We start from the raw sequence: 21,551 nt of genomic DNA on the forward strand, positions 1-21,551 counted from the left end.
CGGGTGCTCCTATTGGCCGTCTCCCACTGTTACTAATTTCACCAAGTTGCCCGCCGGGGCGGGGGCGCGCCCCGCCCCCGCCCCCCCGAAAGGGGTGCCGGGGCCGGTCCGGGTAAGCCGTGCACGGGGTCAGGTGGCAATACCCCAGGCGATGCCGTCGAGGATGTCGTGCTCGCTCACGACCACCTCGGCGGCGCCGGTGCGCTCCATGATCTCCAGCAGCTCCAGCGCCCCGGCCGCGATCACGTCCACCCGGCCCGGGTGCATCGACGGAATGGCCGCGCGTTCGGCGTGGGTGGCGGCCAGCAGCTCCCGGGTGATCTCGGCGACCCGCTCCCGGCCCACCCGCGAGTGGTGGATCGCCGCCGAGTCGTAGCCGGGCAGGCCCTGGGCGATCGCGGACACCGTCGTGACCGTGCCGGCCAGGCCCACCAGGGTGGCCGCCCCTGTCAGCGGGACGACCTCCTCGGCCCGGTCCAGCTCGGCGCGCACGTGCGCCCGGGCCGCCGCGACCTGCTCCTCGGAGGGCAGCTCGGTGTCGCCGAAGTACCGCTCGGTGAGCCGCACGCAGCCGATGTTCACCGAACGCGCCGCCTGCACGTCGTCCGTGCCGAGCACGAACTCGGTGGAGCCGCCACCGAGGTCGAACACCAGGTACGGACCGGGGAACTGACCGCCGGCCAGCTCCTTGGTGGCGCCCACGAAGGACAGGTGCGCCTCCTCCTCGCCGCTCACCACCTCGGGCTCGACGCCCAGGATGTCACGCACGCCCTTGACGTACTCGTCGCTGTTCTCGGCGTCCCGGGAGGCGCTGGTGGCGACGAAGCGGAGCCGCTCGGGGCCGACGCCGAAGCCGGAGATGATCTCCTGGTACTCCCGGCAGGCCGCGAAGGTGCGGGCCAGTGCGTCCGGGTGCAGCCGGCCGGTCTGGTCCACGCCCTGGCCCAGCCGGTTGACGATCATCCGGCGGTCCAGGTCGATGATCTCCCCGGTCTCCGGGTCGAGGTCGGCGACCAGCAGGCGGATCGAGTTGGTGCCGCAGTCGATCGCGGCCACACGGGTCGTGCTCACTCGGACTCCCGCTCCGCCGCGGCCTCGTCGGCGGAGCGCTTCTTCGCGGCGCGCTCGGCGGTCTTCTGCTGCTTGGCGGCGATCACGGCCTCGTGGTCCTGCTCCTTGGCGCGGTTGCGGGCGACCCGCTCACCGGCGGCCTCGACCTCGGCCGGGGAGACGCACGGGCCCTTGGCCCACCAGTCCTCCAGCATGCCGATCGCCTCGTCACCGAGCGGGTTGACGCCCTCGCCGGCCGCCAGCGAGTGGCCGACCAGCACGTGCAGGCACTTCACCCGGTCCGGCATGCCGCCCGCGCTCGGGAAGCCCTCCAGCACCTCGATCGCGTCGCGCCGGGCGATGTAGTCCTCGTGCGCCTTCTGGTAGGCGGCGGCCAGCTCCGGGTCCTCGGCGAGCCGGGCGCTCTGCTCCTTCATCACGCCCTCCGCCTCCAGGGTGCCGATCAGCGAGGCGGCCTTGGGGCAGGTCAGGTAGTAGAGCGTGGGGAACGGCGTGCCGTCCGGCAGCCGGGGCGCCGTCTCCACGACGTCCGGGTTGCCGCAGGGGCAGCGGTGCGCCACGCCGCGCAGGCCGCGCGGCACCCGGCCGAGCTGGGCGGCGATGGCCGCGACGTCGGCGTCGGAGACGGTGGGGTGGTTCTCAGTGGTCATGGGGGGAGGTGTCTCCAACGGGGGACGGTGGGAGCGGAAGGGGGGTGGCGGGGGCCGCCGCAGCGGTGTCGGCGGCGTCCACCGAGTCCCAGATGCCGACGTACCAGGGCTTGGCGGCCTTCGCCTCGCCGGCGCTTCCGGGAGCTGCGTTCTGGGAAGAGGCGGCACCGGCCGCGGACGAGGAGGGCTGGGCGGAGGACTGACCGGCCGGATCCACCGCGATGTACGGGGTCTCCCCCGGCACCGCGTAGTGCAGCCGGGCGCGGGCCTGCGCCTTGACGTACTCCGGGTCCTGCCAGCGGGCCTTCTCCCGGCGCAGCTGCTCGACCTGCTGGCGCGCGTGGTCGGCCTTCGCCCGCTGGGCGGAGATCTCGGCGCGCTGGGAGATGAACTGCCGCGTCGGGTAGGCGAGGATCGCCACCAGCGAGCAGAGCACCAGGACGAGGACGGTCGCCCGGCTCGTGAACCGGGGCCGGGCCGCCAAGCCCGGGATCCTCCAGCCAGCCATCTCCCGTATCCCCTCCTGGTCGCGACGGTGCCCCGCCGTCCACCCTACGGGGTGAACGGCGGGGCACCGGTCAGGCGTGCGCTACCGGGAACGCCCGGCCCTCGTGCTTGCCGTGCTCGACAGTCCGCGTGGCGGTGCTGATCACTCCGCGGAGCGGAAGCGCGGGAAGGCGCCGCGGCCGGCGTACTCGGCGGCGTCGTCGAGGATCTCCTCGATGCGCAGCAGCTGGTTGTACTTGGCGACGCGCTCGGAGCGGGCCGGGGCACCGGTCTTGATCTGGCCGCAGTTGGTGGCGACGGCCAGGTCGGCGATGGTGACGTCCTCGGTCTCGCCGGAGCGGTGCGACATCATGCAGCGGTAGCCGTTGCGCTGGGCCAGCTCGACGGCGTCCAGGGTCTCGGTCAGCGAACCGATCTGGTTCACCTTCACCAGCAGCGCGTTGGCGGTGCCGGTCTCGATGCCGCGGGCCAGGCGGGCCGGGTTGGTGACGAACAGGTCGTCGCCGACCAGCTGGACCTTGTCGCCCAGCTTCTCGGTCATGGCCTTCCAGCCGTCCCAGTCCGACTCGTCCAGCGGGTCCTCGATGGAGACCAGCGGGTAGGCGGCGACCAGCCCGGCGTAGTACTCGATGAGCTCGGCGGAGGTGAGCGCCTTGCCCTCGAACTGGTAGGCACCGTCCTCGTAGAACTCGGAGGAGGCGACGTCCAGGGCCAGCGCGACGTCACGGCCGGGCACGTAGCCGGCCTTCTGGATGGCCTCGACGATGAGGTCCAGGGCCTCGCGGTTGGAGTCCAGGTTCGGGGCGAAGCCGCCCTCGTCGCCCAGACCGGTGGACAGGCCGCGCTCCTTCAGCACGCCCTTGAGCGTGTGGTAGACCTCGACGCCCCAGCGGACGGCCTCGGAGAAGGACTCCGCGCCGATCGGGGCGATCATGAACTCCTGGATGTCGACGTTGGAGTCCGCGTGCGAACCGCCGTTGAGGATGTTCATCATCGGGACCGGCAGGACGTGCGCGTTCGGGCCGCCCAGGTAGCGGAACAGCGGCAGGTCGCTGGCCTCGGAGGCGGCGTGCGCGACGGCCAGCGAGACGCCCAGGATGGCGTTGGCGCCGAGCGAGGACTTGTCCGGGGTGGCGTCCAGGTCCAGCATGGCCTGGTCGATCAGGCGCTGCTCGGTGGCGTCGTAGCCGACCAGCTCCGGGCCGATCTGCTCGATGACGGCCAGGACGGCCTTCTCGACGCCCTTGCCGAAGTAGCGGTTCTTGTCACCGTCACGCAGCTCCAGCGCCTCGAAGGCACCGGTGGAGGCACCCGACGGGACAGCGGCACGACCCGTGCTGCCGTCGTCGAGGCCGACCTCGACCTCGACCGTGGGGTTGCCGCGCGAGTCGAGGATCTCACGGGCTACGACGACATCGATGGACGGCACGAGGCATCTCCTTGCGGAAGCAGGGTCCGGTCTGACGGTGGTGCTGTCAGCAGGACGATTGCGGAGTCGTTACGACCAGAGCCTAACCGCCCGGGCTCCCGGGGCCACGCCGACCTCGGTCCCGTCTCAGCGTGTGGCCCCACTACCCGCCGGTAGTTCACCTGCTTGCCCCAGCTTGTCCCACCGGAGCGGGCGAATGCGGACGAAGGGGACCGGTAGGACCGGCCCCCTTCGGACGTCGGGACGCAACGGCGTCGGCTCCGCGTGCGACGGCCCGGCGCCGGACATGACGGACCGGCGTCGGGCACGACGGCCCGGCGCCGGCCGCGACGGCTCAGCCGAGGTGCAGCACCTGGCCGGGCAGGATCAGGTTCGGGTCGCCGCCGACGGTGGCGTGGTTCTGCTCGTACAGCGCGCTCCAACCGCCGGACACGCCCTGGGCGGCGGCGATGGTCGACAGGGTGTCACCCGCGCGGACCGTGTAGTCGTGGCCGGCGGCCTGCGGGGCCGGCTGCGCGGCGTGCGGGGCGTACTGCGGCTGGGCGGCGGCCTGGCCGGCGTACTGCTGGTAGACGCTCTGGTGGCTGGTCCAGTACCAGGCACCGTTGTTCTGGTACCAGTACACCTTGGCGTCGGCGTCCCAGCCGGCCTTGCCGGAGAAGCCCGGGGTCTGCGGCTGCGCCTGCTGCTGCGGGGCGGCCTGCTGGACCGGCTGCGCGGCGGGCTTCTGCACCGGCTTCTGGGCGGCCTGCTTCTGCGCGACCGGCTTCTCGGCCGGCTTGACGGCGGGCTTCGGGGTCTGCTGCTTGGGGGCGGACTGCGCCTTGGCGTCCGAGGAGGTGTCGACCACGGCCGGGGCACCGCCCTTGGTCAGACCGGCCTTCTGGGAGCAGACCGGCCAGGCGCCCGGACCCTGCGAGGCCAGCACCTTCTCGGCGACCGAGATCTGCTGGGCCTTGCTGGCCTGGTTGGCCTGCGGCGCGTAGGCGGTGCCGCCGTACGCCTTCCAGGTGCTGGAGGTGAACTGGAGGCCGCCGTAGAAGCCGTTGCCGGTGTTGATGCTCCAGTTGCCGCCGCTCTCGCACTGGGCGACGGAGTCCCAGGTGGAGGCCGGGGCCGCGGAGGCGCCGGTGGCGGTGAGGAGCGGCATCGCGAGTCCGACGCCGGCCACACCGGCGACGGCGATGGCCTTCTCGGCCTGGGTGCGACGACGGTGACGGCCAGTTCCAACGAACAGCATGAAGAGGTCCCTCTCCGCACGCCTGCGAGGTGAGCTGTCGGGTTCGGACCGGGAGGTGGCCCGGCCGCCGTACGCGGAAACGATTCCGCTCGGGCGGCTTCACCCCAAGCCGTGGGGAGACGGCAACAAACCTGGTTCCCCCGCCCCTGCCCAGGGTTCTGGTCGGTTTCCCGTGGCGCGGCGGGCAGGATTCGGCGTTCCGCGTACGAGGTCCGCAGCTGCGAACTCCAGGGAGAGTAGACAGATCATCAGACTAATCACAAGCTCATATCGTCGATATCACACGAGAATTACGGCCCGTGTCCGATCGCCTACCAACGGCGGCGTTATGTCCGGATTGATGGGCGTTCACACCCTCGCCGGTAGGCGATCGGCGACGTCCGTCGCGTGACCTCAGCGCGCCGAGGGCGCGGAAGGGGCATGCGGAGGCGCGTGCGGGGAGCGGCCCTCCGGGCTGAATTCCACCGGGAGTTCGCGCAGCCCACGCATGATCAGACCGCCGCGCCAGCGCAGGTTCTCCGGGCTTTCCGCGAGCCGCAGATCGGGCAGCCGGGAAAGCAGCGTGGCCAGCGCGGCGCGCCCTTCCATCCGGGCCAGCGGGGCGCCGATGCAGTAGTGGATGCCGTGCCCGAACCCCAGGTGGGGGTTGTCGGCCCGGGCCAGGTCGAGGGTGTTCTCGGCCGCGAACCGCGCCGGGTCGCGGTCCGCCGCCGCCAGCACCACCAGCACCGGGTCGCCGACCGGGATGTCCACCCCGCCGATGGTCAGCGGCCGGGTCGCGAACCGCCAGGTCGCCAGCTCCACCGGCCCGTCGTAGCGCAGGAGTTCCTCGATCCCGGTCTCCAGCAGTGCGGTCTCCCCGCGCGCCACCGACTCCTGCAGCAACCGGCGCTGCTCCGGATTGCGCAGCAGCGCGTAGGTGCCGTTGCCGATCAGGTTGATGGTGGTTTCGAACCCCGCGAAGATCAACACGAAGCACATGGCGGCGGCCTCGTTCTCCGTCAGGTGCTCGCCGTGGTCGCTGGCCCGGATCAGGCCGGAGATCAGGTCGTCACCGAGGTCGGCCCGCTTGCGGTGGATGAGGTCCACCAGGTAGGCGCGGATGCGCTTGACCGCCCGGCCCACGCCGCCGCGCTGCCCGCCGTGGTGGCGGATCATCATGCCCGCCCAGTCCCGCAGATCGTCCTGGTCCTCGGCCGGCACGCCCAGCATGTCGCAGATCGCGTAGATGGGGAGCGGGAAGGCGAACTCGTGGATCAGGTCCGCCGAACCGCGCTGCGCGAAGCCGTCGATCAGCCGGTCGGTGAGCTGCTGCACCCGCGGCTCGAACTCGGCCACCCGGCGTGGGGTGAACGCCTTCGACACCAGCCGGCGCAGCCGGGTGTGGTCCGGCGGGTCGATGTTCAGCAGGTGGGTCATCAGGTCCGCCTGCCGCTCCCCCGGAATGCCCACCCGGCCGGTGCGGTGCGCCTGCCCGCTGTGGTGCGCCGGGTTCTTCGACAGCCGGCTGTCCGCGAGCGCCTGCCGGGCGTCCGCGTACCGGGTCACCAGCCAGGCGTCGACGCCGCTCGGCAGCGTGGTGCGGTGCACCGGGGCGTGCTCGCGAAGCCAGGCGTAGGCGGGGTACGGGTCGGCGGCGAACTCCCAGGTGAACAGCTGCGGGGCGGTGGCGTCGGAGGGCGCGGCGGCGGGACGGGCGGGGTCGGGCTGAGCTGGCATGGACCGACCGTATCCGGTGCGACGGGGGACCCTCCCTCCGGCGGGCCGCCGCTCCGCCGCCGGCGGATCGCATCCGGCGCGCCAACACCCCGTGGCACGGCCATGGACGGACCGTGGACAGCCCGTGGACAGCTCTTGGCCGACTCTTGGCCGCGGGGCGGGCGTGAGCCTGGTCACCTGAGGGGTAATCCCTGTTGCGGAGGGTCAGGACCTGCCTACGATCCTCCGCAGTACGCGTGGGCGCCGGTGCGGTGTCGTCCACAGGGAGGAGCAGGCCATGCGGGTCAGCGGGTCAGTCGTCGTCATCGCGGTCCTCGACGGCGGGTCGGGCGCGGGCCTCGCCCGCCGGTTCGCCGCGGCCGGCGCCACCGGAATGCTGATCGCCGACCAGCACGTCGGCATCGCCGAGGACCTCGCCTCCGAGCTCGACCGGCCCGGCTGCCCCGTCGTCGGCGTCTGCGGCGACATCCGCCGCCCCAGCGACGTCGCCGCCCTCGTGGACACCGCCGAGAAGCACCTCGGACCGATCGACCTGTTCGCCGTGGCCGGCCCGGACGGCGAGCGGATCGTCTCGCTGGCCGAGCTGCCCGACCACCTCGACCTGGAGCGCCTCGCCGAACTCGTCGTCCTCGTCGGCGAGGCCATCGGCGAACTCGTCCCGCCGCAGCGGCGCCCTGAGCCCGCCGCCACGGCGGCCTGAGGCCCGTCACTCCAGGCCCGGGCCCGTCACCCCGAGCCCGTCGTCACTCCGGCTTGAGGCCCTCGGCCGCGCGCACCGCGTCCCGGTAACCGCGCGCGGCCGACCGCAGTGCCGCGTCCACGTCCACCCCGGCGTCGTGCGCCCGCTGCGCCACCGCGAGCAGCAGCCGGCCCGCCGAGTCGGCGGTCAGCTCGGCCGGCAGCTCGTACGGCTCGTCCGGCACCCCCGTGAAGCCCGCCCGGCGCACCCGGGACACCAGCTTCGCCGCGTACGCCAACGAGGGCAGCCCGGCCGGCACCCCGTCCAGCACCGACTCGCGGTCCGCCTTCTCGGCCGCCTTCAGCTGCTCCCAGTTCGCCTCCACCTCGGCGGCGCCCCCGGCCTCGACGTCCCCGAACACGTGCGGGTGCCGGTACACCAGCTTCTCGACGATGTCCCCGGCCACGTCGTCGATGGTGAACGGCTCAGCCGGGTGCTCCTCGGCGATCCGGGAGTGGAAGAACACCTGCAGCAGGACGTCACCCAGCTCCTCGCGCAGCGTCTCCCGGTCCCCCTCCTCGATCGCCTCGACCAGCTCGTACGCCTCCTCGACCAGGTACTTCACCAGGCTCTCGTGCGTCTGCTCGGCGTCCCAGGGGCAGCCGCCCGGGGAGCGCAGCCGGTCCATCACCGTCACCAGGTCCAGCAGCCGTGACCCCGGCAGGTCGTACGAGCCGGGCAGCACCTCGATCTCCGGCACCTCGCCGGCGTGCTCCACCGCGAGCCGCGCCAGCGCGTCGGTCAGCCCCGGGTCCCCGTCCGGACTGCCCAGCCACACCGTCGGCCCGGCCCCGGCGGGCTGCCCGGTCAGCAGCCGCGCCAACGCGGGCGCCGACCCGGCCGGCACGGCCTCCACCACCACCCCGGCCTGCCGCACCGCCGCCACCTGCGGATGCCCCTCGTCCCCCACCAGCACCCGCGCCGCCGACCGCAACGCCTCCCACGCCGGCCACGCCAGCAGGCCGGGAGCCACCCGGTGGGTGGTGGTCAGCAGGATCAACTTCGCGCCCGGAGTCTTCGTCGGCACAGCATTCGTCGTCACACCCCGAACCTACCCCCGCGCCCTCACCCCGCCCGCCCGTGTCCCCACACCCTGCCCGAGCTCCGCCCCGGGCCCGGACGTCTTCCCCGGACGTCGGCAGCGGCCACCGGGTCGGTGCCGTCGCTGCGCGCGTGGGGAGGTGAAGACCAGAGGGGATCAGGGCTGGGGCGGGGGCCAGGGGGTGGAGGTGGGGGTGAGGGTGGACAGGGACTGGCGCAGGCGGCGGACGGTGGGGTGGTGGGGGCCGTCGCGGCGTTCGCGGTCGAGGAGGAGGGGGAGCAGCCACTGCCACGCGTTCTGGGGGTCTCCGGTGGCGGCGAGGTGGAGGCCGATGCGTTCGCGGAGGTCGTAGCTGCGCTCGGGGTCGGTGTCGAGGCCGGATTCGAGGCGGGCGGTGTGGGCGGTGAGGAGTGCCTGGTACTCGGCGAGGGCTTCGGCGCCGTGTCCGAGCCGTTCGAGGCAGACGGCCGCGCGGTAGCGGTGGTCGAGGCCCTGGGGGCCGTACGGGCCGCCGTCGGCGGTGGCGGCGAGACGGCGGTACTCGGGGAGGGCCTGCTGGGGGTGGCCCTCGTGCAGGAGGATGCGGGCGTAGATGGTGCGGATGGTGCGCACCAGGGGTGCGGCATCGCCGAGTTCGGCCTCGGCCCGGGGCAGCAGGCGGGCGGCGAGGCCGAGCACCTCGGTGTGGCGGCCGGCGTCGACCAGGTCGGAGAGCCGGGCGCACTCGGCGCCGAGGTCCGGGCCCGCGGGGACGGCGGGAGGTGTCGCGGGGGCGGGCGGCATGAGGAAGGGCCGCGGCTCGGAGCGGACCGCGGGCGCCGGGGCGGCCGCCGCGGCCGGCGGCTGCGGCTGGTGCGGGTAGCGGAAGGGGCGGGCCGGGTCCGGCAGCGGGGTGTAGCGGGGCTGCGCTGCGCCGTCGGCCGGGGGCAGCAACGGGAGCAGCCGCGCGTACACGGTCCGGGCGTCGGCAGGGCGGTCGGCGGGCTGCTTGGCGAGCAGGTCGAGCACCAGCTGTTCCAGCGGCTGCGGCACCTCGGGGCGCAACTCCCGCAGGGGGACGGGCGGTTCGTCGACGTGTCGGCGCAGGACGCCGAGCGCGGTGGGCGCCCGGAACGGCTCCTCGCCGGCCAGCATCTCGTGCAGCAGGCAGCCGAGCGCGTAGAGGTCGCTGCGCGGGTCGGTGGTGGCGGCGAGGGCCTGTTCGGGGGCCATGTACGAGGGGCTGCCGACGGGCACGCCGGTGAGGGTGAGCCGGGTGGCCTCGCTGTCGAGGGCGGTGGCGATGCCGAGGTCGAGCAGGACGGTGCGGCCGTCCTCGCGGACCATGACGTTGCTCGGCTTGAGGTCGCGGTGGACCACCGGGATGGCGTGGACGGCGGCCAGCGCGGTGCACAGCTGCGCGGCGACGGCCGCCGCGCGCTCGACGGGGAAGGGCGCGTCCTCGGCGATGAGGTCGGCCAGGCTGACGCCGGGGATGCGCTGCATGACGAGGTAGAGCTCGCCCTCGTCCTCGCCGGCGTCGAAGACGGTGACCAGCCCGGGGTGGTCGAGCGCGGCCGTGACCCGGCACTCGCGCAGGAAGCGGCGGCGCAACTCGTCGCTGTGGCGGGCCCGTTCGCCGCCGGAGCCGGTCCCGCCGGGGACCAGGTGCTCGGGGCGCAGCAGCTTGACCGCGACCTGACGGTGCAGCCGTTCGTCCTGGCCGGCCCAGACCTGGCCCATGCCGCCGTGGCCGATCTTCTCGGTGAGCCGGTAGCGGCCGGCGATCAGCCGGGCGGCGGTCACGGCCGGTCCTCGCGGGCCTGGCGGCGCAGCAACTCGCCCAGCTCGCGTAGGTCGTGGGCGGCCTCGGGGGCCGGAAGGGAGGGGGCCGGGGCCGAACGGGCAGGCGCCGAGGGGGCCGGGGTGGCGGGCGCGGTCGGCACGGCGGGCGCGGGCGCCCCGTACCCGGGCACGGTCGCCGCGTAGGGCGAGACGTTCGGCACCGCGTACGGCGACACGGCCTGCGGTACGGCCTGCGGCGCAGGTCGCCCGGCCAGCCAGACCGCGCGGCTGTCCATCACCAGGAAGTGCGCCGTCGGCAGGAACCAGAGCACGGTCAGCGCGATCTGGCCGGTGGTGTCGGCGGTCGGGTTCTTCAGGCCGCCCGCGACCCCGGCGGAGACGATCACGGTGAGCAGCAGCGCGCAGAACACCACCGCGCCGGCGATGTCGTACGCCCGCCGGCGGCGGACCGCCAGCATCAGCGAGGGGACGACCCCGAGCAGGCCGACGGTGAGCAGCGGGGCCAGCGCGCACAGCACCCGCGCGGTCACCCCGAACCGCCCGGGAACCGGAGCCGGCCCGGCCACCGCCGTCGGCGCCGGCAGTGCGCCCGGCACCGTGCCCGGCGGGTAGCCCGGCACGTAGCCCTGCCCGTGCCCCGGCCCGTACGGCGTTCCGCCGGGCGGCGGTCCGAACTGCCCGGGGTACTGCCCTGACATGCGCGCTCCTGAGCTGGTGAGGACCGGCACCGAGGGCGGTGCGGACGGTTCCGCTCACCGTACCGCCCGGCCCGGCCGGTCCGGAGGGCTTCCGTCCCGACCGCTGCCGCATCGGTATCGGACCGCCGGCCGCACCATCACCGGCGTGCGTCGGTCCTGAGCCGCTGCTGAACCGCGGTCACCTCCGGGACGGGCCTCAGGCCGGCGGCACCAGGGTGCCCGTCGCCAGGGCGTCGGTGGCGGCCTGGGCGAGGCTGTGGCCGAGGGCTGCGGCCTGGGCGAGGGCGGTGTCGAAGGCGGCGAGGCGGGCGAAGACGGCGCCGAGGCGCTGCTGGGCGGGGAGCGGGAGTCGGGGCAGCTCGACCCGGCGGATGTCGAGTCGGGCGGTGGTGGTGGCGTGGCTGGCGGCGCGCCGGGTGCCGGCGGTGGAGCGGAACTGGCCGGCCAGGAACTCGGGGTCGAGGGCCGAGGGGTCGGGCCGCAGGAGGTGGAGCTGACGGCCGAGGGCGGCGCCGACCAGCGGGCCCTCGGCGGGGACGACCCGGGCGGTGCCGCCGCCGAGGGCGGGGACCAGGACGTCGCCGGGGCGGGTGCGGACGTCCCCGGCCGGGCCGGGGCCGGTGGCCAGGACGGCGCCGGGCGCGGCGCCGGTGGCGAGGTCCTGGTCGGTGACGACGGGGGTGCCGCCCGGCTCCGCGCCGGCCGGCCGGGTGGCGGCACCGGTGCCGGAGGAGTACACCTCCAGCGCACCGCCGCGGACCAGCTCGCCGATGGTGACCACACCGACGGGAGCGGCCCCGGACGCCCCGTCGGGCGCGGTGTCCGGCTGCGGCAGCAGCGTGGCCGGGTCGGGCAGTTCGGCCAGCAGCTCGGCCAGCCGGCCGCCGAGGTGGGAGAGTTCGGCCGCGCCGCCGAGCGGGGCGGCGGGCGGCACGTGCCGGGCCGGGGAGAGGTCGGTCTCGTCGTCGAGCAGGTCGATGGCGGCCATGGCCCGGTGGACGCCGGGGCGGTCGGCGGGGACCGGCAGGCCTTCGCGCGCGGCGAGGTCGAAGCCGCGCCAGGCCTCCAGGACGGTGCGGCGCAGCTCGGGCCAGTCGACCTTGTCCCGGCCGCCCTCGACGGCCGGCGACCCGGCGGCCGCGGCCTGACCGGAGTGCGCCGCTCCCGCGTCGAGCAGCAGCACCTGGCGGAAGTCGCTCCCCGGCCGGGGCGCGCGCAGCACCCACAGGTGCAGCGGGACGCCGTACGGCGGGGCGGCTCCGGCGGGCAGCGCGATGACGGCCCGCAGCGCGCCGGAGCGGAGCAGTTCGGCCCGGACGCGGCGGCCGGCCCGGCGGGCGGCAACGGTCGGCGGGAGCAGCAGCGCGGCGAGGCCGCCGGGGCGGGTGTGCGCGAGGCAGTGCAGCACCCAGGCGAGTTCGGACTCGCCGCGTGGCGGGACGAGTCCGCCGGGCCAGCGGGTGTCGAACTGCAGCTCGTCGTGGCCCCAGTCGCGTTCGTTGTACGGGGGCTGGCAGAGCACGGCCTCGAAGGTGTCGCCGGGGAAGCCGTCGGCGCGCAGCGCGTCGCCGGCCCGCAGGTCGAGCGGGAGCGGGCCGGGCTCGTCGGCGGGGGTGTGCAGGGCGATCCGGAGCCGGGCGAGGGCGGCGGTGACGGGGTCGGCGTCCTGGCCGTAGCGTCCGGTGGTCGGCGGGTGGGCGAGCAGGACGGCGCCGAGGCCGACGGCCGGGTCGAGCACGGTGGCGGGGACGCCGGCGACGGCGGCGAGCAGTTCGGCGGCCTCCGGCGGGGTGGGGCTGAGCTGACGGGTGTTGGCCTCGGCGTACCGGGTGAGCAGCTGCTCGTACGCGCCGACCGGGCCGACCTGAGCGGCGAGTTCGGCGAGCAGCCGGGCGAGGCCCAGCTGGGTGCTGCCGAACAGGCCCGGGAGGCCGAGGCTGCGGGCGCCGTCCGGGCCGAAGGCGTGCACGGCGGTGCCGGCGACGGCCCGGGGCAGCGCGAGGGCGAGCCGGGTGTCCGGTCGGCCGGCGAGCTCGGCCCACCGTTCGGGCTCGCGGTGCAGCAGCAGGAGCAGGGCGCCCGCCTCGACCAGCGGGGCGGCGGGGTGGCCGGCCGGGTCGCGGAGCGTGTCGACGAGCTGCCAGACCCGTTCCAGCAGCGGGAGTTCGGCGATCTTGCCCTGGGCGCGCAGCCAGGACTCGACCTCGTCGAGCGCGAAGGCCGGGCTGGCGTCGGTGCCGCCGACCGGGCGCGGGAAGTCGGGGTGGCGGCGGCGCCAGTTGCTGACCGCGGCCCGGCCGACGCCGGCCAGCCGAGCGATCTCGGCGGCGGTCACTTCGGGACGGTCCGGCACGGGGGCTCCTTCGGTGGGGCTGCGACCGCGCAGCGAGGGGCGCTGTGACCGCACAGCATAGCGATGCACCTCCCACGCCCGGTTCACATGTGAACAGAGCTCTTTTGTGAAATCGCATTGACATGGTTCACGACTCGGTGGTGTGATCCTTCCGTCGCCACCGAACGGGGGCGGCACAGGGAAGACCACCGATCACCGGGAGACACCCCATGTCCGCGAACGCCCGCCGTACCGCCACCCGTCGCACCGCCACCCTGCTGCTGGGCGCCGTGCTGGTCGCCCTGAGCGCGACGGCGTGCAACTCCACCGGCGGCTCCTCCGTCTCGACGGAGGCGAAGCAGCCGGCGGCCACCGCCGGCTCCGAGGCCGCCAAGCCGGCCGGGAGCAAGCCCGCCGACACCGCCAAGGCGCCCGCCAAGGTCGGCGACACCATCGCGCTCAAGGGCAACGACCCGGCCGACACCGCCGACGTGACGCTGGTGAAGGTGGTCGACAACGCCGAGGGCGAGGACGAGTTCACCCACCCGGCCGACGGCAAGCGCTTCGTCTCGATCCAGTTCCGGATCAAGGCGAGCGGCAAGAAGGCCTACAGCGACGCCCCGGGCAACGGCGCCAAGGTGGTGGACGCCCAGGGCCAGGCCTTCGGCAGCACGGTCGCGACCACCAAGGCCGGCCCGGGCTTCCAGGTCCCCGCGAACATCGCCCCCGGCGAGAGCGCCCTCGGCTTCGTCACCTTCGAGGTCCCGAAGGACGCCCAGCTCGACAAGGCCCAGTTCGGCCTCGACAGCGGCTTCGCCCCGCAGACCGGCCAGTGGAAGCTCGGCTGACGCGTCCGTTCACAGTCCGGCCGGCCACCGCGCCGCGTCGACGACGGCCCGTGCCCGTACACGCGGAACGGCGGCCCCGGGGCAGAGCCCGAGACCGCCGTGGACCACCCGGAGGGCGGACGCTACTTCTTCGCCCCCGCCAGGTCGTCGAACATGGCCGACAGGAACTCGGTGCACCAGCCCAGCAGTTCCCGCCCGACCAGCGGCTTGCCGCCGATCCGCCCGGTGCTCGGGCGCGGCACCAGCAGCTGCTGGGCGGCCGCCTTCACCTGGCTGCGCGGGTAGAGCCGGTTCAGCCGCAGCTGCTGGGACTCCCGCAGCTCCACCGGTCCGAAGCGGACGTTGGAGCCCTGGAGGGTGATGTCCGAGATCCCGCACCGCCGGGCGTACAGCCGCAGCGCCGCGACCAGCAGCAGGTTCTCCACCGGCTCGGGCAGCTTGCCGTAGCGGTCCACCAGCTCGTCCCGGACCTGCTTGATGTCCTCCTCCGAGTTGACCGCCGCGATCGAGCGGTACGCCTGCAGCCGCAGCCGCTCGCCGGGCGCGTAGTCGTGCGGCACGTGGGCGTCGACCGGCAGCTCGATCTTCACCTCCAGCGGCTCCTCCTCCGGCTCCCCGCCGCCCGCCAGCGACTCGCGGAACTCCGCCACCGCCTCGCCGACCATCCGCATGTAGAGGTCGAAGCCGACGCCCGCGATGTGCCCGGACTGCTCGCCGCCGAGCAGGTTGCCCGCGCCGCGGATCTCCAGGTCCTTCATCGCGACGTACATGCCGGCACCCATCTCGGTGTGCTGGGCGATGGTGGCCAGCCGCTCGTGCGCGGTCTCGGTGAGCGGCTTCTCCGGCGGGTACAGCATGTACGCGTAGCCGCGCTCGCGGCCTCGCCCGACCCGGCCGCGCAGCTGGTGCAGCTGGGAGAGGCCGAAGGTGTCGCCGCGCTCCACGATCAGGGTGTTGGCGTTGGAGATGTCGATGCCGGACTCCACGATCGTGGTCGACACCAGGACGTCGAACTCCTTCTCCCAGAAGTCGACGACGACCTTCTCCAGCTGGGTCTCCCCCATCTGCCCGTGCGCGGTGGCGATCCGCGCCTCGGGCACCAGGTCCTTCAGCCGGGCGGCCGCCTTGTCGATCGACTCCACCCGGTTGTGGATGTAGAACACCTGGCCCTCGCGCAGGAGTTCACGCCGGATCGCGGCCGAGATCTGCTTCTCGTCGTACGGTCCGACGAAGGTCAGCACCGGGTGCCGCTCCTCCGGCGGCGTGGTGATGGTGGACATCTCGCGGATGCCGGTGACCGCCATCTCCAGGGTGCGTGGGATCGGGGTCGCGGACATGGTGAGCACGTCCACGTTGGCGCGCAGCTTCTTCAGCTGCTCCTTGTGCTCGACGCCGAAGCGCTGCTCCTCGTCGACGATGACCAGGCCGAGGTCCTTGAACCTGGTCTCGGAGGAGAAGAGCCGGTGGGTGCCGATGACGACGTCCACCGAGCCCTCGAACAGCCCCTCCAGCACGGCCTTGGCCTCGCTGTCGGTCTGGAAGCGGGACAGCGCCTTCACCGTCACCGGGAAGTTGGCGTAGCGCTCGGCGAAGGTCGAGAAGTGCTGCTGCACCAGCAGCGTGGTCGGCACCAGCACCGCCACCTGCTTGCCGTCCTGCACGGCCTTGAACGCGGCGCGCACGGCGATCTCGGTCTTGCCGTAGCCGACGTCGCCGCAGATCAACCGGTCCATCGGGACGGACTTCTCCATGTCGGACTTGACCTCGGCGATGGTGGTCAGCTGGTCCGGCGTCTCCGCGTACGGGAAGGCGTCCTCCAGCTCGCGCTGCCACGGCGTGTCCGGGCCGAAGGTGTGGCCGGGGGCGGCCATCCGCGCCGAGTACAGCCTGATCAGGTCGGCGGCGATCTCCTTGACCGCCTTCTTGGCCCGCTGCTTGGTCTTCGCCCAGTCCGCGCCGCCGAGCCGGTGCAGCGTCGGGGCCTCGCCGCCGACGTACTTGGTGACCTGGTCGAGCTGGTCGGTCGGCACGAACAGCCGGTCGCCGGGGTGGCCGCGCTTGGCGGGGGCGTACTCCAGCACCAGGTACTCGCGGGTGGCGCCCTGGACGGTGCGCTGCACCATCTCGACGTACTTGCCGACGCCGTGCGCCTCGTGGACGACGTAGTCGCCGGCCACCAGCGCCAGCGGGTCGATCGCGTTGCGGCGGCGCGAGGGCATCCGCCGCATGTCCTTGGTGGAGGACTTCTGACCGGACAGGTCGGTCTCGGTGATGACGGTGAGCTTCAGCTTCTCGTCGACGAAGCCGTGCTCGATCGAGCCGCAGGAGACGTGGACGACGTCCCGGGTGGGCGCCTCGGCGAGGTCGGCGACCAGGCGGGCCGGGATGCCCTCGTTGCCCAGCACCTCGGCGAGCCGGGCGGCCGGGCCGTGGCCCTCGGTCACCATGACGACCCGCCAGTCGGCGGCCAGCCGCTCCTTGGCGTCGGCGATCGCCCGGGCGGTGTCGCCCCGGTAGGCCTCGACGGCGTGCATGCCGAGGGTCAGCGTGTTGGCGTCGAACTCCAGGATGCCGTCGACGGTCGACTCGCTGGTCGCGAACGGGCTGACGGACCACCAGGGCAGCCCGATCTCGCCGGCGTGCTCGCGCACCTCGGCGAGCGAGCGCAGTGAGGCGGCGGAGACGTCGATGGCCTCCAGGTCGATCGGCCGGTCCCCGCCCGCCGCGGCCGCGACCCAGGAGGCGTGCAGGAACTCCTGACTGGTCGCCACCAGGTCGGCGGCCCGGGTGCGGACCCGCTCCGGGTCGCAGACCACCGCGACGGAGCCCAGCGGCAGCACGTCCAGCAGCAGCTCCATGTCGTCCACCAGCACCGGCGCCAGCGACTCCATGCCCTCGACCGCGATGCCCTCGGCGATCCTGTCCAGGATCTCGGCCAGCCCGGGGTGCTCGGCGGACAGCTCGGCGGCCCGGGCCCGCACCTCGTCGGTGAGCAGCAGCTCCCGGCAGGGCGGCGCCCACAGGCCGTGCTCGGCGATCTCCAGCGAGCGCTGGTCGGCGACCTTGAAGTACCGGACCTCCTCGACCTCGTCGCCCCAGAACTCCACCCGCAGCGGGTGCTCCTCGGTCGGCGGGAAAACGTCCAGGATGCCGCCGCGGACGGCGAACTCGCCGCGCTTCTCGACCAGTTCGACGCGCGCGTAGGCGGCGGCGGAGAGCCTGCGGGCCACCTCCTCCAGGTCGTACGACTCACCGCGCCGGACGGCCACCGGCTCCAGCTCGGCCAGCCCCTTGACCTGCGGCTGGAGCACCGAGCGGACCGGGGCGACGATCACCTGAACCGGCCCGGCCGCCGGGTCGTCCGCCCGCGGGTGCACGATCCGGCGCAGCACGGCCAGCCGGCGCCCGACGGTGTCCGAGCGGGGCGACAGCCGCTCGTGCGGCAGGGTCTCCCAGGCCGGGAACTCGGCGACGGCGTCGGCGGGCAGCAGCGAGCGCAGCGACGCCGCGAGGTCCTCGGCCTCGCGGCCGGTCGCGGTGACGGCGAGCACCGGGCGGCCCCGGTCCCCGGCGGCCTGCCCGGCGAGCGCGCGGGCCAGTGCGGCGATCGCGAACGGCCGGGCGGCGGGCGGCCCGACCAGGTCCAGGTGGCGGCGTCCACCGGCCGCGGCTCCGAGGGCGGTGGCCGCCTCGATCGCCTCGGCGAGCGCCGCGTCCCGCGCGACGACATCGAGCAGTCCGGTCAGGCTCATCTGGGGTCTCTTCTTCGTCCCGTGGCTGGTGCTGCCCCGGGGCGGCGAAGGCCCGCCGGGGCAACGCGAACGGCCCGGCGCGCCGAGCGGCCGGGGGTCTCCAGAGTACGCCGCGGCACGGACACGCACGCGGTCCACGGCGTCGGCAGGGCTGGAACGGTGGCCGGACCGGGGCCGGATCCCCGGGCACCCGCTCGACCGCCCCGCCCCGTTCTGTCAGGAGCACATCCGGGAACGAACGACTGGACGCGACACCGGACCGGCTGGTGGACGAACCAGCCGTGAGCCGCACCGGACCGGGCACGGCTATCCGCCACGAACTGGACATACTCCTGTCACTGGCCGTCCATGGAGATCGCGCACCATGGTGAACGTGCCCGCCGCACCCAACCGTGGGGGATGGCTGTGGGGGCACTGTCGCACCCCCGATGGGGGTCGGAGGTGCGAGGCCGGGCGGCCCTGGGTGGGGGCGCCCGCCCAAGCGCCGGGAACCGTGGCGCCCTTTCCTGGAGGGCGCCACGGGTCTCGGCCTCTTTCGCTCCCGGGGGCTTACCCCGCCGGCCGCCCTCCTGTCCCGGACAGCCGCCGCCCGTTCCCCCGGCCCCACTCCCGCCGGCCCGACCGCGCCCGGCACGGCGAAGGCCCCCGGAAACCCGGCGGTTTCCAGGGGCCTTCGCGACGCGAGGGCGGGCGGCCGGTCAGCGGCGGCGGTAGCTCACCGTGTGGGGGGTCGCGTAGTCGCTGCCGTCGTCCACGATGACGATCTTCGGGACGATCCGGGTCTCCTCCTCCGACCGCCCCTCGGCGCCCTTCTTGGCAGCGGCCTTCTCGTCGACCGCCTTCCCGTCGACCGCCTTCCCGTCGAGCATCTCCTCGGCGGGCGGCGAGGCCGGCTTCGGCGGCACCGGGCCTGCCGCCACAAGGCCGCCGATGGCCTTGGCGGCGCTGCCGCCTACCACCGGCGTCCGCAGCACGGTCGCCGACTTCTCCTGGACGGGGTCCTCGTCCCCGGCGCGAGCCGCGGGGGCCAGGGCCTTGCGCAGGTTCGCCACCGGAATCTCCCCGGTGTCCGCCTCCGAGTCCACCGGCGCGGCGTCGGCGACGGCGTCCTCGACCGCGTCCTGCGGAGCGGGGACCGCGGCAACCTCGGCGGAGGCCTGGGAGGCCGCGAGCGCGGCGGCCGCCACCTCGGGCTCGATCTGACCGACCGCCGCCCCGGTGAGCGAGGCCAGCGTGCCCTTGATGTGGTCCAGGTGCTTCTGCACCGTCTCCAGCCGGGTGTCGAACTCGCGCTGCTCGCCCTCGCTCGCCGCGTTGATCTTCTCGGCCTCCCGGCGGGCCTGCTCGACCAGCTGGTCGGCCTTGGCCTGGGCGTCCGCCTCCAACTGCTTGATCCGGTTCAGCACGGTCTCCCGCTGCTGCTCCGCCTCCTTGACCCGGCGCTCGGCGGTCGCCGAGACCTCGGTGTCCTCGGCGTCGGCCTTGGCCCGGGCGGCGGCGAAGGTCTCGTCGGCCTTGCGGCGCCGGGCGGCCAGCTCGGCCTCGGCCTGCTCGCCGGCCTCGGCGGCGGCCACCCGCACCTTGGCGGCGTGGGCGGTGGCGGTGTCCCGGACGGAACGGCTCTCCCGGTCGGCGTCGGCCCGGATGCCCTCGGCCTCGGCGCGGGTCCGCTCCTCGGTGCGGCGGACGGCCGCGTCGGCGTCGGCGCGGGTCGTGGTGGCGTACTCCGTGGCGGCGCGGCCGGCGGCCTGCCCGGCCTCGTAGACCTCGTCCCGCAGGTCCTCGGCGAAGCGCTCGGCCTTCTCGCGGACGGCGCGCGCCTCGTTCTCGGCCATCGCGGCCAGTCCTGCGGCCTGCTCGCTGAGCACCTGGTAGTCGGGCTCCGGGGCCTCCTCGGCGGTCCGGCGGATGTCGGCCAGCCGGGCCTCCATCTGCCGGATGCCGGCGCCCAGGACGCTCAGCCGCTCCCACGCCTCGTCACGCTGCGCGGTGAGGGCGGCAAGGGCTCGGTCGACCTGCTCGGGCGCGTAGCCACGGCGGGCCTGGGTGAAGCCGTACTGGGGGACGGCGTCGCTCATGGGCTCTTCCCCTCGTTTCGCGGGCTGCGGAGCCCATGATCGGACGGAACGGACGGATCCGGAACCGGTTCGGAGCCCCGGGCCGGATTCCGCCGTCGTGCGGACCGGAATGTGTCGAGGACTGGTCGAACGGACCCACCCTCTTGACCTATTTTGCGCAGATCCGGGCGAAACCCCAACGAGGCACAGCTGCGGCGGCATGCCGAAGGGGTCGCTCCGGACACCGGAACGACCCCTCCCCACCTGCGAGGATCGGCGACGGCCCGCTACAGCAGGCCGTCCCAGAACTGCTCCAGCAGCACGGCCCACCAGGTGTCCGCGTTCTGCAGGGCCGCCGGGTCGATCGCGGCGAGCTGGGCCTGGAAGTCGGTCGTCCAGCGACCGGCCTGGTCCGGCGTCAGCCCGTACCGCAGCCGCCACATCCGGCCCAGCAGGGCCAGCGAGCGGACGAACTCCGGTACACCGCTGTTGACGAACCGGGGCGGCTGGCCGGTTCCCTCGATGTCCACGGCCACCACGTGCGCGGTGCCGTACTGGACGCACAGCTGGCGGCCGTAGTCGTTGCCCAGCACCAGGTAGCCGCCGAAGTCCGGGCCCGTGGCGAGGCCGCGCTCGGCGGCCAGCTCGGCGAGCGTCGGGATCGGACGGCCCTCCTGCGCCTGCGCCCAGAAGAACGGCCCGAAGTCGCGCGGCAGCCCGGCCCACATCAGGGTCTGGGACACCGGCTCGGGCACGCCCTGGCGGGAGACGGCGCGCTGCTCGTAGCGGAACAGGTTCTGCCCGAAGGCGGCGCCGGTCTCCTGGGCGAGCTGCTGCGGCGGGAGCGGCGGCAGCGCCTGGACCGTTCCCGGCGCGGGCAGCGACACCCGGAACGGGCGGACACGCTGGGCGCCGGAGGCCAGCTGGTGCAGCTCGTCCAGGTGGTCGAGCAGCTCGGCCATCCCGGCCTGCCGGGACGCGTGGTCGCGGCCGTAGGGGGCGGTGTGGGTGAGCCGGACGTTCGGCCAGGACGCGGCGATCATGCGGTTGCAGTAGCCGCCCGGCAGGTCGCACGACTCCAGCTCGGTGTAGAGCTCCAGCACCTGCTCCGGCGGCACGTTGAGCCGGCGCAGGTCCTGGAGGATCTTCCACTCCGGGTGCGGGGTGCCGGGCTCGCTGCGGTGCAGCAGCTTCTGCTCCGAGCCGTCCGGGCCCCGGTAGCTGAGCGCGGCGAAGTACCCCGGACCGACCGCGGGCACGCCTGGGGGCACCGGCGCGGGCTGCGGCGAGCCGGGCACCGCCGCCGGCGGGACGACCCCGGCTGCGCCGCCCGCGTTCGGGTAGCCGTAGCCGGCCGCGGGCGCGGCGGGGGCCGCCGGGCCGCCGGGCGGCGGGACGGCGGGGCCGCCGGACGGCGGGGTGCCCGGGTCCGCCGGGCCGCTCAGCAGCACCGGGTCGATCGCGCCCGCGAGCTGGGTCGCCTCGTACGCCGTCCCGGACGCGGGCGGGCCGGCGGTCGGCGCGCCCTGCGGGGCCGCCGGGGCCTCACCGCCGCGCAGGCCCGCCGGGGGCGGGGGCGGCGGGGTGGAACCGGCGCCGCGGCCGCCGGGGCCGGCGGCGGGCGTGCCGGCGCCCGGGGTGTGCTTCAGCTCGGCCGGCGGGGGCGGCGGCGGGGCCGAACC

Annotated in this window: 14 protein-coding genes, 1 pseudogene and 1 riboswitch; of the genes and pseudogenes, 2 read left to right on the plus strand and 13 right to left on the minus strand. The window is 74.5% G+C overall.

The features are described 5' to 3' along the window. Positions 1-129: 129 nt before the first annotated feature. The 6 genes and pseudogenes from ACFU7Y_RS17285 to ACFU7Y_RS17310 all read right to left on the minus strand — a co-directional run bounded on the left by ACFU7Y_RS17285 (position 130) and on the right by ACFU7Y_RS17310 (position 6,616). Positions 130-1,071, minus strand: a complete 942-nt coding sequence (locus tag ACFU7Y_RS17285; RefSeq protein WP_380768570.1) for an exopolyphosphatase — start codon at positions 1,069-1,071, stop codon at positions 130-132. A gap of 140 nt (positions 1,072-1,211) precedes the next feature. Continuing rightward, positions 1,212-1,739 (minus strand): annotated as a pseudogene (locus ACFU7Y_RS17290) (DUF501 domain-containing protein); the annotation flags it as partial. Further along, positions 1,711-2,229, minus strand: a complete 519-nt coding sequence (locus ACFU7Y_RS17295) for a septum formation initiator family protein (RefSeq protein ID WP_224281264.1) — start codon at positions 2,227-2,229, stop codon at positions 1,711-1,713. The pseudogene ACFU7Y_RS17290 and the gene ACFU7Y_RS17295, both read right to left, overlap by 29 nt. Positions 2,230-2,370: 141 nt before the next feature. Then, positions 2,371-3,657: a phosphopyruvate hydratase gene (gene eno, locus ACFU7Y_RS17300; RefSeq protein ID WP_224281265.1), complete on the minus strand. Its 1,287-nt coding sequence runs from the start codon at positions 3,655-3,657 to the stop codon at positions 2,371-2,373. A gap of 334 nt (positions 3,658-3,991) precedes the next feature. Beyond that, on the minus strand, positions 3,992-4,897 hold the full coding sequence (locus ACFU7Y_RS17305; protein ID WP_308020228.1) for a transglycosylase family protein: 906 nt from the start codon (positions 4,895-4,897) through the stop codon (positions 3,992-3,994). A 5-nt stretch (positions 4,898-4,902) separates the two neighbouring features. Next, positions 4,903-5,071: riboswitch (cyclic di-AMP (ydaO/yuaA leader) on the minus strand. 219 nt (positions 5,072-5,290) lie between these two features. Then, positions 5,291-6,616, minus strand: coding sequence for a cytochrome P450 (locus ACFU7Y_RS17310; protein WP_224281266.1), 1,326 nt, complete (start codon positions 6,614-6,616; stop codon positions 5,291-5,293). 277 nt (positions 6,617-6,893) lie between these two features. Here ACFU7Y_RS17310 and ACFU7Y_RS17315 point away from each other — a divergent pair, with 277 nt between their 5' ends. After that, positions 6,894-7,316, plus strand: a complete 423-nt coding sequence (locus ACFU7Y_RS17315; protein WP_224281267.1) for an SDR family NAD(P)-dependent oxidoreductase — start codon at positions 6,894-6,896, stop codon at positions 7,314-7,316. Between the two features lie 43 nt (positions 7,317-7,359). Here the strand turns inward: ACFU7Y_RS17315 and ACFU7Y_RS17320 are convergent, their stop codons facing one another. The 4 genes from ACFU7Y_RS17320 to ACFU7Y_RS17335 form a co-directional block, all read right to left on the minus strand. After that, positions 7,360-8,397 carry a MazG family protein gene (locus ACFU7Y_RS17320; RefSeq protein ID WP_380768573.1) on the minus strand — a complete coding sequence of 346 codons (1,038 nt, stop codon included), beginning with the start codon at positions 8,395-8,397 and terminating at the stop codon, positions 7,360-7,362. A 156-nt stretch (positions 8,398-8,553) separates the two neighbouring features. Further along, positions 8,554-10,182, minus strand: a complete 1,629-nt coding sequence (locus ACFU7Y_RS17325; protein WP_380768575.1) for a protein kinase — start codon at positions 10,180-10,182, stop codon at positions 8,554-8,556. Next, entirely contained in the window at positions 10,179-10,880 is a 702-nt protein-coding gene (locus ACFU7Y_RS17330; protein ID WP_380768577.1) for a hypothetical protein, read from the minus strand. The genes ACFU7Y_RS17325 and ACFU7Y_RS17330 overlap by 4 nt, the downstream gene beginning before the upstream one ends. 196 nt (positions 10,881-11,076) lie before the next feature. Then, positions 11,077-13,233 (minus strand): N-6 DNA methylase, encoded by a 2,157-nt coding sequence (locus ACFU7Y_RS17335; RefSeq protein WP_380768579.1) that lies wholly within the window; start codon positions 13,231-13,233, stop codon positions 11,077-11,079. A gap of 209 nt (positions 13,234-13,442) precedes the next feature. Between ACFU7Y_RS17335 and ACFU7Y_RS17340 the strand changes: the two genes are divergently transcribed. Continuing rightward, positions 13,443-14,060: a DUF4352 domain-containing protein gene (locus ACFU7Y_RS17340; RefSeq protein ID WP_380768581.1), complete on the plus strand. Its 618-nt coding sequence runs from the start codon at positions 13,443-13,445 to the stop codon at positions 14,058-14,060. A 122-nt stretch (positions 14,061-14,182) separates the two neighbouring features. Here ACFU7Y_RS17340 and mfd read toward each other — a convergent pair whose 3' ends face one another. From mfd to ACFU7Y_RS17355, 3 genes are all read right to left on the minus strand, one after another. Beyond that, positions 14,183-17,812: a transcription-repair coupling factor gene (mfd, locus tag ACFU7Y_RS17345; protein WP_380768583.1), complete on the minus strand. Its 3,630-nt coding sequence runs from the start codon at positions 17,810-17,812 to the stop codon at positions 14,183-14,185. A 698-nt stretch (positions 17,813-18,510) separates the two neighbouring features. Continuing rightward, positions 18,511-19,890, minus strand: a complete 1,380-nt coding sequence (locus ACFU7Y_RS17350) for a hypothetical protein (protein ID WP_224284869.1) — start codon at positions 19,888-19,890, stop codon at positions 18,511-18,513. 266 nt (positions 19,891-20,156) lie between these two features. Further along, a partial coding sequence (locus tag ACFU7Y_RS17355; protein ID WP_380768585.1) for an SUKH-4 family immunity protein occupies positions 20,157-21,551 on the minus strand: 1,395 nt, incomplete at its 5' end.

The organism is Kitasatospora sp. NPDC057542, from assembly GCF_042801945.1.
Classification (GTDB): domain Bacteria; phylum Actinomycetota; class Actinomycetes; order Streptomycetales; family Streptomycetaceae; genus Kitasatospora.